A 14,471-nucleotide genomic window follows, 5' to 3' on the forward strand; every position below is an offset into this window, starting at 1 on the left:
GGTGCGATGAGCTTTATCGTCAAATATCGTTCGCACACCTCGGGTGGCCGGGAAATCGTCCGCGCCCGGACCATGGATAAAGACATATTGAAGATCGGGCGCGGGGCCGAGAGCGATATCGTGCTCAGCGATCTCGGTGTCACCTTGCATCATGCGACGATCCGCCGCGCCGGCAAGACGCAGATCACGCTCGAAACCGAGAAGAACCTGCCGGTCACGGTCAATGGCCGCTCGACGACCCGGGCGGATATCAATGCCGTGCGCGGCGGGACGATCCGGATCGGCCCCCATCGGCTGATCGTCGCGATGGGCGACGGCGAGGACGAAGAGGGCCGGATCGCGATAACGATCGATCGCGAGGAAGTGGCCGACAATATCAAGGCGCACCGGCTCTTTTCGCTGGCCGGAACGGTACCGGGCAAGCGGATCAGCGCCTGGACGTTCGCGGCGCTCGTCCTCGTTTCCTGTCTCGCGCTGCCGATCTGGTCCTATTATTCGAACAAGGGCGTCGAACAGCGCGCCGACGGCTTCCACGCGGACACACTGTGGGTCAGCGGCTCCATGTCGGACGCGCATGCCAATCTCGCCAATGACTGCCAGGCCTGTCACGTCGACGCCTTCGTGTCTGTGCGCGACAGCGCCTGCCTCGACTGCCATACCGATATTCCCGATCATGCCGAAGCTGACCAGATGGCGATGTCCGAACCGGAATTCGGCCTCGGGCGCGCCTTTCTGCGGACCGTGTCGATGGCGTTCAACCGGCCCCAGCGCAGCTGCGCGTCGTGCCATATCGAACATGAGGGCGCCGGCGAGATGGCGGCGGCTCCCCAGCAATTCTGTGCCGATTGCCATACCGGTCTCGATACCCGGCTGACCGATACGGACATTCTCAACGCACATGATTTCGGACGCGATCATCCCGAATTCCGGCCGCGGATCATGACGCGTCCGGCCGACGAAACGGGGATGGCCCGCTACCGGCGTGTCAGCCTCGACGACGGGCCGGAAGAAAATACCGGTCTCAAATTCCCGCACGAGCTGCATCTGTCGGAAACCAACGGCGTCGCGCGCATGGCGCAGCGGCTGAGCGATGAATACGGGTTCGGCGCGGCGCTCGACTGTGCCGACTGCCATGTCCCGACGGCGGATCGCACGCGGTTCGAACCGATCTCGATGGAGGCCAATTGCCAGATGTGTCACAGTCTGGCGTTCGACCGGATCGGCGGAACGATCCGTACCTTGCGTCATGGCGAGCCGGAGATGGTGATCGCTGATATCCGTGCTTTCTACCGCGGAACTGCGCCGCGCCGGCCGATCGATCTGTCAGGGATGGAGCGGCGGCGGCCGGGCGACAACAGCCGCGCCCAGACCGTCGGCCGTTACCAGTTCGCGGCCCGGACCCGCTATGCGCGCGCCGACGATGCGATCCGCGCCGTGTTTTCGCGCGACGGCGCCTGTTTCGATTGTCACGAGGTTGAGCGCCCTGCGGCCCGCGCCTCGCTCGCTTTCGATATCACGCCGGTGCGGCAGATTTCGCGCTACATGCACGCCGGATGGTTCGATCATGCGGCCCATGAGACCGAGGAATGCGGGACCTGCCACGAGGCGTCGACGTCCGAGGAGGCGAGCGACGTCATGCTTCCGGGCATCGAGACCTGCCGCGAATGCCATGCCGGCGGAACCGCGAGCGGCGACGAAATCGTCTCAACCTGTGCTATGTGTCACAGCTATCATGCGGACGAGGCGGCACCATATCTCGTCCGCGCGAGAAACAATCGCGGGCAGCGGCCGCGGAGCGTCCGCGATTATGGCAGTCTGGCGATCAATCCGCGTCAGGATCGCTGAACCGCGAAGAGGGTCGAACCAGGGAGGACGCATGGCAGAGAGGGCAAACCCGGAACCATGCTGATTGCGCAGATCACCGATATCCATCTGGGCTTCGATCCCGACGATCCGGCCGAGTTCAACCGCCGGCGCCTGGATCAGGTGCTGGAACGGCTCTGCGAAATGACGCCGCGGCCGGACCTGCTCCTCGCTACCGGCGATCTGACCGACAAGGGCGATACCGACAGTTACCGGCGGCTCAAATCGGCGTTCGGCCGCTGTCCGTTTCCGGTCTGGCCGTGCGTCGGCAATCACGACGATCGCGATGGCTTCTCCAAGCTGTTTCCCGAAGTGCCGAAGGCCGACGGCTTCGTTCAATATGTGATCGACGAGGATCGCTGGCCGCTTCGCCTGATCGTGCTCGATACGCTCGAGCCGGGTCGGCATGGCGGCGCCTTTTGCGACGTCCGTGCCGCCTGGCTGAGCGCGCGGCTTGCCGAAAAGCCCGACAAGCCGGCCCTGATCGTGCTCCACCATCCGCCGATCGAAACCGGAATTCCGTGGATGACGACCGAACCGGAAGCGGCCTGGGTGAAGACGCTCCGTGAAACGCTGACACCGGCGAACAACATCGTCGGCATGGTCGCCGGCCATATCCACCGGCCGATTTTGACCGGTTGGGCGGGGCTGTCGCTTGCCGTGGTTCCGTCCACCGCGCCGCAGGTGGCGCTCGATCTCCGCCCGATCGACCCGGGCGAACCCGACAACCGGCCGATGATCATCGCCGATCCGCCGGCCTATGCGCTGCATTATTGGAACGGCCGCAGCCTGATCTCCCATCTCGACGACGCCGACGATCATGTGCAGCTCGCGCGTTACGACGAAACGATGCAGCCGTTGGTGCGGTATCTGATCGACGAGCATGCGAGCGATCGGAAATAGGGTTCGGGCTTTTCGTCAGACCTTCTAGCGGGCCGGTGCCGCGATTTCCCGTGCGGGAAATTCTGGAAATCAGCGCCGCGCGAAAGCCGCGGCGACCCAATCGTCCATATCGACGCGGTCGGTGACCCGGTAAGGGATGCCGCGGCTGTTGAGGAACAGCCGTTCCATCTCGCTGCGGGTGAAGGGCCGCGAGCCGTGGCGGCCGAACACCGCCATCTGTCCGCCCGTCTCGTCGACACCGCGGTCGCGGTCCAGGCCTTTGGAGAGCGCGAGCGCGGGCGATGAGGTCCGCATCCAGGCGATCAGCTCGGGCACCGGCGCCGGCGAGAAGCCGTAGAAATTGGGCTGGCTCGACGGGCTCGTCAGCTGCAGCACCTTCATCCCGTTCACGCCGTCGGCGATATAGGCGAAGAGCGACGCGTTGGTCGTGCCGACGATCACGTCATGGGTATCCGGTGTCTCGCCCGCGCGCGCAAAACGCGCATGCTCGACCGGGGCTTCGGGATTGGTCACGTTGAGGATCACGAGTCCGTCGCGTCCGGCGGCCACATAGGCATAAGTGCGGGCGACATAGAGCCGGCGCGCATCGGCGAGGGGGAAGGTGGCTTCGGGGATCGGGCGCGGATTCTCGAAATCGGTGACGTCGATAACCTGCACGCCCTCGGCTGTCGTCACCCACAGGTAACGGAACTGGAGCGCCGATGCCCGGACATCGGTGAGCGGGATCGTCGTGACATGGCGGGGCGCCAGCGGATTATCGAGATCGACGACGACCATCCCCGCATCGGCCGCGATATAGGCATAATGGCCGCCGAGCACGATATGACGAGCACCGTTGAGGACGCCATTCTCGTTCCAGGCCGTCCCGCCGTCTGCAAACTCGGCGCGGCGCAGGAAATTGTTGCGGAACTCGCCGTCCGCCATCGTGTTGACGTTGACGAGGAACAGGCCCTCGACGCTGTCGGTGACGGCCGCGTAGTTGTAGATCGGGTGGAAACGCTGCTCGCGATTGACCTCGAGCAGGCTGCGCTCGGTGCCGTCGGGCGCGGTGACCATGGTGTTCGCCATCGCCTCTTGCCGGTCGGGCGAAATGTTCTGGTTGGTCGGTAGCGCCATGCAGGTCGCGTTCGTCGAATCGACGCGCGTATCATGGCCGAGAGGCGAGAAGGGCGCAGTGACGATGCGCTCCGAAAAACCCTTGTTCGCAATGCTCGCGACGTCATAGACCTGGAAACCGCCGGAACCTTCGGCGACGAACATATATTCGCCGCGCAGCTGGAGGCAGCGGGCGGCATCGTTGGTACGCTGCGTGATATGTTCGATTTCCTCGATCGCCCGGGTTTCGCCCGACAGGTCTTCGTCGAAAATACGCCCGCGCCGGAATTCGATCAGCTCGCGGCCATTGTCCTCGACATGCCGCCGCCAGTAATCGGGGAAGGCGTAACGGTGGAGATAGGAGCCGAACACCGCCTGCGGCTCCTCCCATTCGGTCACCCTGATCGCCTGAAAACCCTGTTCGTTGCCGACCCAGGCATTGAGCCCGACGAAATTGACGAAATTGGTGCCTTGGAGCAGCAGCTGCGCCATGATCGCATTATTGTCGTTCGCCTCGGAGAGATGGCAATCGGTGCATTGCTTGGTTTCGGTGCGGCGAACCGTATGCGGGAAGTGCGGCGCGAAGGCTTGGCTCGAATAGCCGGACGCCGCGATCGGCGGCTGCTGCACGTAGATCCGTTCGCGGTTGATATTGGTCGAGCTGAGAACCAGCGCCGAGCTCGAGCGGACGGGTGCGATGATATTGCCGCGCGTGTCCTGGTGCCGGCCGAGCTGGAACATCTGGTCGCGCGCGACCTGCGGGTTGTAGGTCGCGAAGTTGCGCGATTGCAGCCCGTCATAATGGTGGCTGGAGGTCAGCGCATTGGCTTCGATCGGCAGGTGGCAGCCGCCGCACGATGTCGTCCAGGAGAGATGGCAGGTGAAGCAGGCCATCTCGTCGTCGGGATGCGCCCGGTCTTCGCGGCCGATGCCGGGTCCGAACTCGAACACGCCGCTTTCCGCGCCGTTGCGGCCCATCAGCTTCGACCGCGCCGACGCTTCGTTGAAATCGGGATGCGTGCGATCCACAGTGTCGCGAACGAGGCTTACCTCCCATTCGAGTTCGGGATCGATGATCGAGCGCTGGACGAGGATGCGCCGTCCCTCGCTATCCCGCATCCATTCGAACCGGCGCTGGCCGTCCGGGTTGCGCAGCAGGGCGAGGTTGTTGCCGCTCGGAGGTGCGGCTGGCCCCGAGGTCCGCAGCGTCGGATATTCGTCGGCCGTGCCGTGGCAATCCGCGCACTGGATCTCGACCGCGCTCGCCACCTCGCCATAGATCAGCCCGTTGCCATGGCTGTCCTGCGCGAAGTGGCAGTCGGCGCACTGCATCCCGATCTCGGCATGGATATCCATCATGTGGACGGCGCGGCCTGGATTGGTGCCGACATCGACGAACTGGCCTTCGCCCTCGCGCCGGAACAGCTCGGGATCGTCGGGATCGAGGACATTGCCATCGGCGTCGAGGAAATTGCCGTCGCGGTCGCGGCGGAAGATCGCGCGGAAATTCCAGCCATGGCCGTGATAATCGGCGAACTGGGTCGTCCGCGCCTCGGGGTTGATCAGGTCGTTGACGTTGCGGAGGAAATCGATGTCGCCCCAGCAGCCGCGCACCGCCGCCATTTCAGGGTTGCGATCGAGGATCGCGAACATCTGTTCGGCGGTGCGGTAGATCTGTTCGCGCGGCCACATCAGCGGCGCGTCGCTCTCATAATCCCACATCGTGTAGCCGAGATAGGAATTCAGGAACATGTTGGGCTGGTGCATGTGGCAGCTCATGCACTGTGCGGTCGGGATCGAGCGGGTGAAGGCATGGCGAACCGGGTGTCCGCGTTCGCGTTCCTCGAACGGCATTGTGCCCGAGGCGTGATCCTCTTCGCGGGGACCACCGATGCCGTCATGCTCTTCGACATCGCCGCCTTCATGGCGGTCGCCGTGATGGTCGTTGCCTTCCCGCTGCGCGCGAATGCTGGCCGCGACCCGGTCGAACGCCGCGCCGCACTGGCCCGGCGCCATCGACACATCGACGTCCTCTTCCTCGTGCGCGCCGGGCCGATGCTGGCCCTCGCGCAGCCGATTGATCGTCGGATCGACGGTCGCCGTCTGCCCGTCGCGGCCGTACTGCGCCCAGGTCAGCGAATGGCGCGGCTCGCGGTCGTTGGCGTAGATGACATGGCAGGAGGCGCAGCCCGAATGGCGATAGTCGCCGGGCTGGTCGTTGGTGCCCATGAACCAGGTGAAGGGATCGTTGAGCCGCGTCTTGTGGATATTGAGCACCGGGATCGACACGCGAAGCCCTGTCCCGGGACCGCGGTTCGACTGGCGCAAATCGGGACGGCCCGGTTCCTCGAGCCGCTGGATATTGCCGCCGATATTCGGGATGCCGATCTCGGGGAATTGCGAAGCGATGTTGCGGCCGCCGCGTTCGAACACGCGGAAGATGTCGCCGGGCGGCACGACATGCCAGGTCGGCAGCGGCAGCAGCGAGGGCAGAGCGCCGCGCGCCGCCTGTTCGGGAGTCACCGTGCCGTGCGGATCGCCGGGGGAAACGATGCTCGCGGGTTCGCCGTCGCGCGTATAGGCCTCGCCGAGGATATAGACTTTGTACGGCAGGATCCCGTTATTGTAGGAGGCGCCGCCCCACAGCATCGCGCCCGTCGCCATTAGCGATCGTTCGGCGGCCTCGACTACTTCGATATGGCAGGCGCCGCAGGCTTCGCGCACCACGCGATAGTCGGACGGATTGACGAAGCGGATATATTCGGGGCTCTCGCGATTGAGCAGCGTATAGGTGCGGTTGCTGTTCGCGCTCGAGGGCCAGTGCCAGCTTTCCGGGTAAAGCGGCAGGACATGCGCGCGGTTCTGGATATCGAGATAGGCCGGATCGTCGAAATCGAGATCGGTGTTCGTCAGCGCGACATTCGGGTTGCCGCCATGGCAATCGGCGCAGCCCAGGGTCACCGCCGGGCTCGCGTGCATGGTCAGCTCGTCCGAGGCGGTATGACAGCTGATGCAGCCGGCGCTTTTCGCATCGGCTTCTGCCTGGCTCTGGTTGCGCGGGGCCGGTTCGGCGAGCACGCCCGCCGCCGCATAGTCGCGTTCGACGGCTTGCTCTCCTTCCGCCGCGCCGCCCGGGCTCGCAACGATCGCGAATAAAATGGCGGCTGCCGCGAACAGCATCGCGATCCGAGAAAGGGTGAACCAGCCCGCCATCAGTAGGTCAGTATCGCGTTGAAGAGGACGGAATAATAGGTGCCCGAGCGCCGGTCCTGCGCGAACAGGTCGGAAAATCCGTCGCTCGCTTCGAAGACCGCGCCGGAGAGGCGGAACACGACATTCTGGATCGCGGACGGCCGCCAGATCGCGGCGGCCGACAGGTCATAGCCGATCGAGGTCGGGATGCTGCCCTCGTTGCGCAGCGCCTGCAGGCTGTCGGTGTCCTCGAACCAGAGATGGTTGGCATTGGCCGACAGGCGGATTTCGGGCGTGATGTCGAAATCGGCGCCGACGCCGACCAGGATCGTTCCCGGATTGTTGAAGTTGGACTGGCCTTGCTCTTTCGAGGAGCGCAGCGAATTCAATATGCCGTTGCGGCCATTGACGCCGATCGCGCGTCCGCCGCCGGCAAAGGGGATGACCTGGCGAATCCAATAGCTGGTGTCGGCGCCCGCGAAGATCGGGTTCTCGAAAATCGCGTCGAAGCCGCGCTCGGTATTGTCGTAGGGATCGCCGTCGCCGCTTGCATAGAGGCCCGACAGGCGGAAGCGCATCCAGTCGACATCGTAGCTGAGCTCGGCCGCGCCGAAATAGGCGAAGATATCGGCCGGCTCGTCGGTGAAGAAACTGTTCCGGTCTTCGCCCAGCGCCAGATAGGCGGACGCCGACAGGTTGAACCGCCCGATCCGGCCGTCGGCATTGTAACCGAGATAGACGACATCGTAATTGCGGCCGCGCAGCGAGCCGAGCAGGGCCGGGCGCACGGGAAAACCGTTATCGTCGATCTCCACGTCGGTGCGCTCGCGGTTCATATTGTAGGTGACGCTGAACTGGCTGGTGAGACCTGGAATCGGAAGGTCCTGGCGGTACAGATTGGCGTGGAAGACATAATCCGAGCGAGGCGTCGCAAAGAGGTCGTTGAGGCCCGAATTGGTGTCTTTTTCCAGCCGCATGAAGGCGGCGAAATTATACTGTAGCCGGTTATTGTCGCGCGTGCCGAAGAAACGCAGGCCCAGCTGGTTGTCCTGGAACAGGAACCCCCGGAAATCCGCGTTGAAGGGCTGGATGCCGATGCGAACCGAATCGAAATCGTAGCGCCGCGACGTGTTGCGGAAGTGATAGTCGAAAAACAGTTCCTGCACGCCCGTGAACCAGTCGAAGCGATGGCTGGGCCGGCTCGGCTCGACGAACAGGATGCGCCGCTCGTTGACGTCGACATAGTTGATCTGGGTTGCGAGCGTGACGCGATATTCGACATCGGGCGGACGATAGGCGGTCGACCCCTTGATCAGCGCCACGCCGGTGATGAAGGTCTGGGCGAGGACGAGGCTGTCGGCCTGGCCGAACACGTCGAGGCTGTCGGGTTCGGTCGTCGTCTGGACGCCGACCGGGGTCGGAAAGCTGCGCGGTTCGATCACAGTATCTGACACGGCGTTGACGACGAAAAACCAGTCGTCGCCGTTGATCGGCAGCCAGTCGGGCAGGTCGCCGAGCGGAATCGGCCGGTCGCCCTTCAGGGTGTTCTGGTTATAGGGATCGAGCAGGTTCTCGTTGACCCCGATCGACTCCACGATGCGCCAGCGGTCGGGCACCGGGAACTGGTCGCCCGGAAACGCCTGGGGCGGCGGCGCACGGACAGCGCCGACATTGTCCTGCGTCACCGGATCGGGAAGGTCGCGCTGCGGGACGCCGGGACGGCGGCGGTCCTCGATCAGCGTCTCGTCCGCATCGCCCGGCTCCATCTCGTCTTCGATCTGGATTTCGTTGAGACCGGTCTCGTCCTCGCCGGGCACGCGGCGGCGCATTTCGCTGCCGCGCGGTTCGGCCATGGCGAGGGTGGTTCCTGCAGGAAGCCCTCCCCTTGATGGGGGAAGGTTTGGGTGGGGGTGATTTCTCCGTCTGTGTCCAAGGCCGCAATTGATGCGCTGGTTGAGAGCTCACCCCACCCCCAGCCCCTCCCCATCAAGGGGAGGGGAGAATCTGCGCCATTGGCTCCCAGGCAACTTGTTGGTCCGCTTACAAGTGCGATTGCGATCAGTGATGCCCCGCAGCTCACCGCTCACAATCCCTGGCAGACATTGTTTTCGTCCGTATCGAGGAACGGCGCGAAGGGGCAGTTGATGTAGCGCAGGCGGACATCGGTTCCGCCGACATTCACGGTGATCCGGTCGGCGCGGATCGCCGGCGGCGCATTGTTGATCCCGCCGACCCGGACCGAGGCGTTGTGCGTGCCCAGGAAGCTGATCATGTCGTCCTGGTCGATACCGTCGCCCGATACGCCGATACCGCCGACCAGTGCGTTGCCGCGATAGATGGGTACCGAGCCGGGGAATATCTGGATGCCGTTCTCGAGCGGGTTCTGGCCGGGTGCGACATCGGGCGTCGCCGTGCAGCGCGCGGGCGTATCGGCGTTCATCCCGAAAATGAAGCCGACATGGGTCAGGATATTGTCGAGGATCAGCGCCGACTGAAGCCCGGTCGAAAAGGGATTGAAGCTGTCGATCGGACGCGAGAGCGGACCGGGCGGGCGGCCGACCTCGCCGTCCGGGAAAAAGGGCCGCGACAGATTGCCGCCGGAGCGATCCGCAAAGGCGAACTGCCCGGTCAGCGCGTTGGGATCGCCGAGGAAATCGCGGGTGGCCTGGACGAAGCTGTTCACGTCCGCGCTCGGATTGCCGAGCAGCAGGGTCGCGGCATTGGCGCCCGAGATAAATGCGGCGGTCCGCGCTTTCTGGAGCGAGACATCGATGCCGAAGATCGGCGCGTCGGGCGAGCGGACGATGCCGAGTATCTCGCCATGCGTATCGACGACCGAGATCGTGACCTGCGCGCGGCTGTCGAGGGGGCGGCGGATCTGCGCGCGGGCGCGGCGCATGATGATAAAGGCCTCTTCGAGAACCGCGGTGACCTCGGCTGAGGTCAGCGGCGCGGTGACGTCTGCGCCATCGGTGCCCGCGCGGATCGGGAAGCGGTTGGCGCCCGTGCCGTCTGACAGGATGAACGCATCGCGGATCGAGAAGTCGGCGGCGGTCGAGGCGCGGATGCCCGACGCTTCGGTGCCATAGGCCGTACCGGCGAGCACGCCGCCCGCCGCATCGAAATAGCCGGGAACGCTGGCCAGGCCTCCGGCGATCGCGGCAAAGGCCGGCGGCGCGTTCGGATTGCTCCGGAAATCCCCGGCATCGGCGTCCGAATATTTGAGCGTTGTGCCGTCGACCGGAATGCGGTTCGCGCGGATCGAGCTGGGCGGCTCGAAACCGACCGTCGCCGCCAGCCCGATAACCTCCTCGTCGCTATTGTCATTGTCGAGCCGGTCGGGATCGAAGCCGTAGACGCCGTCTCCCATCACCCCGACCCCGCCGATCACGACGCCGTTGCGATAGAGCGGGAACCCGCCGGGATCGGCCGACAGGCCGAGCGGGGAGCGTTTCGGGCCGATCAGCGCGCCGGGGCCCATCGCGCCGGTAAAGCGCGAAACAAGGTCCGAACAGGGCAGGGCGCTGAACTGTACGCCGAACAATGGCCCGCTTTCCAAACCCGCTGTGGTCGGCGCGGGCGGGAAATGTTCCTGCACGATCTCGCTCGCGGTTCGCGTCGAAAAGGCATTGCCGGCGGATGAGAGATAGGCGCCCGTGATCGCCTTGGCGATCGCCCCGACCGCGGCGGCCGGAGCGGGCAGCACCGTGCCCTGCAGATCGAAATCGGGGCCGGGTGGGGAGGGAACGCTCAGCGAGAGATCGGCGCCGTCCATCGCATAGACGGCGAGGACATTGCCGACCCGGTCGACCACCGCGATTGCGACCGGCAGGCCGCGCGCTGTCGCCTCGCCCGCCGCCTGGGCGATGACCTGCCGGACATCGGCGGCCGACAGCGCTTCCTGGGCGGGCACCGCATATTCGGTGACGGCCGGTGGCGGTGGTGGCGGGGGCGGCGGCGCGGGGTTGCCCTGTGTGTTGCCCGGCGTGCCGCCACCGCCTCCGCCGCCGCACGAGGCGAGCACGAAAGCGCTGGCGGTCAGCAGCGCCATCATTGTCTTGGCTGAGCCTCTGCCTAAGCTTTTCCGTTTGGGCTGAGCTTGTCGAAGCCCTGTACTTTTCTTGTCCCCGTTCCAAGAAGAAGAACAGCCCTTCGACAGGCTCAGGGCGGACGGTATTCTTTTGGCGACAATCCTCACCGCAAGCGTCCGATGGCCGTCGACGCCCGTCCCAGCGCCTGGCGGAATTCGAGCGGCCGGTAGGAATTGGGTTCGCGCACTGCGGCATAGGCCGCGTTGATATCCGCGCGGATGCCGCCCACCGCGGCCTCGCTGACCATGCCCTGGCTGACCAGCGCGTTGAGCAGCGTGTCGGTCGCCATCACGGCCTGCACGCTGCCTTCATAATCGGTGTAGCGCGCCCGGATCGCCTCGGAGGAGACGGCGTTGATGATCGCGAAACTCTGCTGGCGGTTGAAGCTGGCCGAGGCGAATGCATTGCCGAGCTGCCGGGCGCTGTCGCGCAATCGTGCGGCCGCCGCCATAGCCGCGCTCCGTCCGTCCGCTAGCGCGCCGTGAAAGGCGCGGCTGTCCTGGTCGAACCGCTCGGCCAGTCCCGGAGCGACGACCCGCGCCGCCGCCGACAGCATGATCATGTTTTCATCCTGGTAGGAGGGAAAGCCGTTGGGAATCGGGCGCGCCGGGTTGGCGATCCCGGTCGGGCGCGCATTGGGGCTGTCGTAGATCCGCCGATGGCAGGTATGGCAATCGAAGAAATAGAATTCGGGAAACAGGCCCTCGATTCCCAGCCGCTGGTTCTGGAACAGCGTCAGCGAGCGTTCGAGCGCCGTTGCCTGGCCGACCGCCCACATCCGGACATGATTGGTGCGTCCCTTGCGCCGCGCATAGTCGCCGTCTTCGTCGTGATGCTGCTGGAGGGTCGAGAAGAGGTCGAGCTCGAAAACGAGGCGCGGATGGCCGGCGGCCATGATCCGGTGATTCACGAACTGGCCGGCGCCGGCACCGCCGAAATGGCAGTTCAGGCAGAGCGACGCCCGGGCCCGCGGATTGTCGAGCGGATACAGGCCGCGCGCGACATTGGCGCTGTGCGTATTGCCCACCGCATAATGGCTCGCGAGCCAGCCTGAATCCCTTCCGCCGGCGCCGCCATGGCAGCTTTCGCAGCCGACTCCGTCGGACAGCTGGAAACGCGGGCCGCGCCGCGCGGCGGGCACATAGTCGCTATGGCAGCCAAGGCACATCTCGGCGCTTGCCGGATTGCCGATGCCGAGTTCGTTGGCGATGCGCTGCGAGCGCGGATTGGTGAGGACGGCATAGGCGCGGCTGTGCGCGCCGGTTGCGCTCGAGGGTTCCTGCCAGCGCATGAGCTCGTCCTGCCGGACGACCGCGCCATCGGCTTCCTGCCGCCCGTGACAGGTCGTGCCGCCGCAGCTCGCGACGCCGACATGCGTGTTGGATGGTGCCTGCGCCGCCGCGGCGGTCGCGTCGTTCGACTGGCCGATCCCGACCGAGAAGCCGATGGCCGCCATGAGAGCCGCCAATCCGATCGCCCAATTCGTTTTCCGCGCCATAACCCTCCCCTGGCGTGGTGTCCGACCAAGACCAGGCGCTGCTGCGCCCGTTCGAAATTTTCTGCGACCCCCAAACCCTGGAAAACTTATGTTCCTCTTTGTCCGCGCTGGCAAGCGCTGGAGGGCCGGTTTTTGCGACTTACAGCGTTAATTTTGCGCTTAATTCCTTGATCTCGTGATTGAGGATTCGATCATTGTCGGAATAATCCACCGGACAATCGATCAGATGGACGCCGTCGCTGCCCAGACAATGGTCGAGCAGCTCGCCCAGATGGCTGGCGCTTTCGACCCGGTGGCCGTGCGCGCCATAGCTTTCGGCATATTTGACGAAATCGGGATTGCCGAAGGTCAGGCCGTAATCCTCGAAGCCCATATTGGCCTGCTTCCAGCGGATCATTCCATAGGCGTCGTCGCGCAGGATCAGCACGGTGAGGTCGAGGCCGAGCCGGACCGCGGTCTCCATTTCCTGGCTGTTCATCATGAACCCGCCATCGCCGCAAATCGCCATGACCTTGCGATCCGGATAGACCATCGCCGAGCCCATCGCCGAGGGCAGGCCGGCGCCCATGGTCGCCAGCGCGTTGTCGAGCAGCACCGTATTGGGCTGGCGCGCGGCATAGTTTCGGGCGAACCAGATCTTGTAGATGCCGTTGTCGAGCGCGATGATCCCGTCGGCCGGCATCGCCTCGCGCACCGTCTTGACGAGATGCGGCGGATAGACCGGAAAGCGCATATCGTCGTCGAGGCTGGCGGTATGCTCCTCCTCGGCGGCCCGGGCCTTGGCCATTTTATCGAAGTTCCAATGGCCCTGCGGGAGAATATCCTCCTTGATTTGCCAGATCGCATTGGCGATGTCGCCGATCACCTCGACCTGCGGGAAATAGACGGGATCGACCTCGGCCGGGATGCAGCTGACATGGATGACCTCGGCGCCGCCGCGCTTCATGAAGAAGGGCGGCTTCTCGATCACGTCGTGACCGATATTGACGATGAGATCGGCCGATTCGATCGCGCGATGGACGAAATCGCCGGCCGAAAGCGCCGCCGTGCCGAGATATTTGTCGCTGGTTTCGTCGATCACGCCCTTGCCGAGCTGGGTCGTGACGAAGGGGATGCCGGTCTTTTCGACGAACTGGGTCAGCATCCGGCAGGTCATCGTGCGGTTGGCGCCGCCGCCGATGACGAGGATCGGCGATTTCGCCGCCTCGAGCTTCTGCCGCGCCGCGCGGATCGCCTTTTCCTCGGCGATCGGCCGACGGTTGAGACTCGCCGGGATCGGAGTCGTATCGCTGTCTTCCTCGGCGATATCCTCCGGAAATTCGAGATGCGTCGCGCCCGGCTTCTCGGTCGTTGCGAGGCGGAAGGCTTCGCGGACGCGCGAGGGGATATTGTCGCCCGAGGCCAGCTGATGCGTGAATTTGGTGATCGGCCCCATCATGTCGACGACGTCGAGAATCTGGAACCGGCCCTGTTTCGAACTCTTGATCGGCTTTTGCCCGGTGATCATCAGGATCGGCATCCCGCCGAGCTGCGCATAGGCGGCGGCCGTCACGAAATTGGTCGCTCCGGGACCGAGCGTCGCGAGGCAGACGCCCACCTTGCCCGTATGCCGTCCATAGGTGGCGGCCATGAAGCCCGCGCCCTGTTCGTGCCGGGTCAGGATCAGCTTGATGCCCGAATGGGACAGGCTTTCGAGAAAATCGAGATTTTCCTCGCCCGGAACGCCGAACACATATTCGACGCCTTCCTCTTCCAGACATTGGACAAAAAGATCGGACGCCTTGGTCATAGTGCTTATTCCCTGTTCGACACTGTGTTCGGCAGACCCG

The 14,471-nt window shown here is 64.7% G+C and carries 7 protein-coding genes; 2 read left to right on the plus strand and 5 right to left on the minus strand.

Annotation, left to right across the window (positions count from 1 at the left end; genetic code table 11):
* Positions 1-6 precede the first annotated feature (6 nt).
* Together HFP57_RS02280 and HFP57_RS02285 are read left to right on the plus strand one after the other, a co-directional pair.
* Positions 7-1,845, plus strand: coding sequence for a cytochrome c3 family protein (locus HFP57_RS02280; protein WP_176868245.1), 1,839 nt, complete (start codon positions 7-9; stop codon positions 1,843-1,845).
* Positions 1,846-1,902: 57 nt separating this feature from the next.
* Entirely contained in the window at positions 1,903-2,766 is an 864-nt protein-coding gene (locus HFP57_RS02285; RefSeq protein WP_176868246.1) for a phosphodiesterase, read from the plus strand.
* A 69-nt stretch (positions 2,767-2,835) separates the two neighbouring features.
* On the opposite strand, the gene HFP57_RS02290 is transcribed toward HFP57_RS02285, so the two are convergent.
* From HFP57_RS02290 to HFP57_RS02310, 5 genes are all read right to left on the minus strand, one after another.
* Positions 2,836-7,074 (minus strand): hypothetical protein, encoded by a 4,239-nt coding sequence (locus tag HFP57_RS02290; protein ID WP_246263255.1) that lies wholly within the window; start codon positions 7,072-7,074, stop codon positions 2,836-2,838.
* Positions 7,074-8,906 carry a hypothetical protein gene (locus HFP57_RS02295; RefSeq protein ID WP_246263256.1) on the minus strand — a complete coding sequence of 611 codons (1,833 nt, stop codon included), beginning with the start codon at positions 8,904-8,906 and terminating at the stop codon, positions 7,074-7,076. The genes HFP57_RS02290 and HFP57_RS02295 overlap by 1 nt, the downstream gene beginning before the upstream one ends.
* Before the next feature lie 230 nt (positions 8,907-9,136).
* On the minus strand, positions 9,137-11,104 hold the full coding sequence (locus tag HFP57_RS02300; protein WP_246263257.1) for a heme-binding protein: 1,968 nt from the start codon (positions 11,102-11,104) through the stop codon (positions 9,137-9,139).
* Positions 11,105-11,247: 143 nt separating this feature from the next.
* Positions 11,248-12,642 carry a multiheme c-type cytochrome gene (locus tag HFP57_RS02305; RefSeq protein WP_176868248.1) on the minus strand — a complete coding sequence of 465 codons (1,395 nt, stop codon included), beginning with the start codon at positions 12,640-12,642 and terminating at the stop codon, positions 11,248-11,250.
* Positions 12,643-12,781: 139 nt separating this feature from the next.
* Positions 12,782-14,431, minus strand: coding sequence for an acetolactate synthase large subunit (locus HFP57_RS02310; RefSeq protein WP_176868249.1), 1,650 nt, complete (start codon positions 14,429-14,431; stop codon positions 12,782-12,784).
* Positions 14,432-14,471 lie beyond the last annotated feature (40 nt).

The organism is Parasphingopyxis algicola, from assembly GCF_013378075.1.
Lineage (GTDB): Bacteria > Pseudomonadota > Alphaproteobacteria > Sphingomonadales > Sphingomonadaceae > Parasphingopyxis > Parasphingopyxis algicola.

Excerpts from the sequence above, each read along its gene's own strand:
- HFP57_RS02280 (WP_176868245.1), top strand. The coding sequence starts at position 7 with ATGAGCTTTATCGTCAAATATCGTTCGCACACCTCGGGTGGCCGGGAA.
- HFP57_RS02285 (WP_176868246.1), top strand. The coding sequence starts at position 1,903 with ATGCTGATTGCGCAGATCACCGATATCCATCTGGGCTTCGATCCCGAC.
- HFP57_RS02290 (WP_246263255.1), bottom strand. The coding sequence starts at position 7,074 with ATGGCGGGCTGGTTCACCCTTTCTCGGATCGCGATGCTGTTCGCGGCA.
- HFP57_RS02295 (WP_246263256.1), bottom strand. The coding sequence starts at position 8,906 with ATGGCCGAACCGCGCGGCAGCGAAATGCGCCGCCGCGTGCCCGGCGAG.
- HFP57_RS02300 (WP_246263257.1), bottom strand. The coding sequence starts at position 11,104 with ATGGCGCTGCTGACCGCCAGCGCTTTCGTGCTCGCCTCGTGCGGCGGC.
- HFP57_RS02305 (WP_176868248.1), bottom strand. The coding sequence starts at position 12,642 with ATGGCGCGGAAAACGAATTGGGCGATCGGATTGGCGGCTCTCATGGCG.
- HFP57_RS02310 (WP_176868249.1), bottom strand. The coding sequence starts at position 14,431 with ATGACCAAGGCGTCCGATCTTTTTGTCCAATGTCTGGAAGAGGAAGGC.